The organism is Ruegeria sp. E1 (assembly GCF_056534225.1).
Genome location: NZ_JBQFPE010000037.1, coordinates 1 through 2,341 on the forward strand (window position 1 = coordinate 1; position 2,341 = coordinate 2,341).

Genomic DNA, 2,341 nt, shown 5'->3' on the forward strand with positions numbered 1-2,341 from the left:
TGCGACTATCGAAATTGCTACACCCAAAATTGCGCTGACGCGCTTTGCGGACAAACCGTTCAAAAGTAACGCATCTATTGGCGGCGCACACTTGCTTAGACAACAATCAGGCTGCGCAGCCCTTCTTGAGACAACAAGAACGTGCGTACCGCTAGAAGTTTTTCTTTCAGAAAGACAGCGAGTTCGCTCGCCTCCAGCTCCGGACCTATAAATATAGTCAATTTGATAAAATTAGTGCCAGAGACACTGAACTCAGTCAATCGACAATTTTGTCGTTAGTAGAAGTAGAAGCTGAAATCACGCAACCGAAGCGAATGTCTGGACTGCGGAGATTCTGTTGAAAAACAACGTGTTGCAGTCGCAGAATGGGGTGACCTGAGCACGGCACGAGCGCCTTTCTGGTCAGGCGTTTCGCGTTTGCTGCGGTGCGGGAAAGATTTTCGCCAATTTGCGGAGGTTCTGGGCGGTGGCGGCGAGGAGGAATTCGTCATTTGCGCCGCACGGTCCACGTAATCGGAGCCGTCCAAGGCCTAGGATGCGCTTGAGGTGGGCGAAGAGCATCTCAACTTTCTTTCTGAGCTTCATCGCAATCTGGTACTCTTCAGTTTTGGCCAGATCTCTGGCGACCTGGCGCGCATCTTCGTGCTCTTCGCGGGTGATTTTGCGTGCATCAGCGTTGGGGCAGCATCTTTGTTTGGACGGACATACCTGGCAGACTTCTTTCAAGGCGCGATAGCGGGCTGTGCCCTTGCCCGACGGCCCCCGGTTTGGATCAGAGTAATTCCGGCGGAACTGTTTAAGCGCGTGACCCTCTGGGCAGATATATTGATCATGCTCAGCGTCCCATTCGAAGTCTGTGCGTGTCCAGGTGCCGTCGGGGCGTCCGGCCTTGTCGATGACCGGGATGTAAGGATCGATCTTGCGATCCACGAGCCAGCCGAGCATCGGGCCTGAGCCGTAGGCGGTATCGGCGATCATCCAGTCGGGGACGAGGTCGAACTTGTCCTTCACCCGGTCCAGCATCGTCTTTGTCGACCCCACTTCGGCTTGCCGGATGGATCTGGTCGCTTCCACATCCACAATCACGCTGTGATCTGTATCAACGAGGTAGTTATCAGAGTAAGCAAAGAAGGCTGGTGCCTTGTGCGCCGCTGTCCATTGGCTGGCAGGGTCCGAATATGAAATGAACTTAGGCTTGACTGGCGAGGCAGCACCAAACGCGGCCTCATCCAGGGTTTCCAGATATTCCCGAACAGCGCGCGGTGCGGTCTTGGCATCGATCTGTGCAGCATCCCATTCTTCTTGTGACGCTGAATACTGCTTGGTCGCTTCTGCCTCAATCAAGCTGGCATCAATCGCCATACGCTGGCCGCTGACCAAACCTTCTGCGATGCACCGCGCCACTGTCGTTTCGAACACGTGCCGCAAGAGTTCACTCTCGCGGAACCGACCATGGCGGTTCTTGGAAAAGGTAGAGTGATCCGGCACTCGATCAGTCAGATCGAGGCGACAGAACCAGCGATACGCAAGGTTCAGGTGCACTTCTTCGCACAACCGCCGTTCCGACCGGATGCCAAAGCAATAGCCCACCAGCAGCATGCGGATCAGCAACTCGGGATCGACGGAAGGGCGACCAGTATGACTGTAAAAATCCGCCAAATGATTGCGGATACTACTCAGGTCAACAAATCGATCAATCGACCGCAGCAGATGATTGTCCGGGACATGTTCCTCCAGGGAGAACTCATAGAACAGCTCAGCCTGAGTTTCCTGTTTTGGTCCCATCATCATCCAAACTCCCATTCAATAAGAGAATTGAATCAGCCAGATGGCCTTCGATCAAGACAGAGTTTTTCAACAGAATACGCCCATGCTGTTGAAGAACTCTGTGTTGCAGTGCGGCAAGTCGTTTGATTCACTTGATTTATCGAGATTGGGAGGATCGGGCGATGATGGGCATTCAAAAGGTTGAAGCGCAGCTGTTCTATGAGTTCGATTTGGACGCACATGTGCCGCCTAATCACGTATTGAGAGAGATTGACCGTTTCCTCGACATGGGCGACATGCGGGAGAGGCTGAAGCCCTTTTACAGCCACACGGGCCGCCCTTCGATCGATCCCGAGCTGATCGTCCGGATGCTGGTGATTGGTTATGCGATGGGCATTCGGTCCGAACGACGACTGTGCCAGGAGGTGCATCTCAATCTTGCGTATCGCTGGTTTTGCCGGCTCGGTTTGGAGGACAAGGTGCCGGATCATTCATCGTTCTCGCGGTGCCGCCATGGCAAGCTACGGGAAAGCGACATGCTGCGCCATATCTTCGAGGCGACGGTCGAGCTCTG

2 protein-coding genes are annotated in these 2,341 nt (G+C 54.2%); one reads left to right on the forward strand and one right to left on the reverse strand.

The features are described 5' to 3' along the window. Window positions 1–402: 402 nt before the first annotated feature. Window positions 403–1,788, reverse strand: a complete 1,386-nt coding sequence (locus tag ACR0FG_RS20805; RefSeq protein WP_480424160.1) for an IS1182 family transposase — start codon at window positions 1,786–1,788, stop codon at window positions 403–405. A 161-nt stretch (window positions 1,789–1,949) separates the two neighbouring features. Here ACR0FG_RS20805 and ACR0FG_RS20810 point away from each other — a divergent pair. Then, window positions 1,950–2,341, forward strand: a 392-nt coding sequence (locus ACR0FG_RS20810) for a transposase (RefSeq protein WP_480895259.1), incomplete at its 3' end; no start/stop codon positions are given.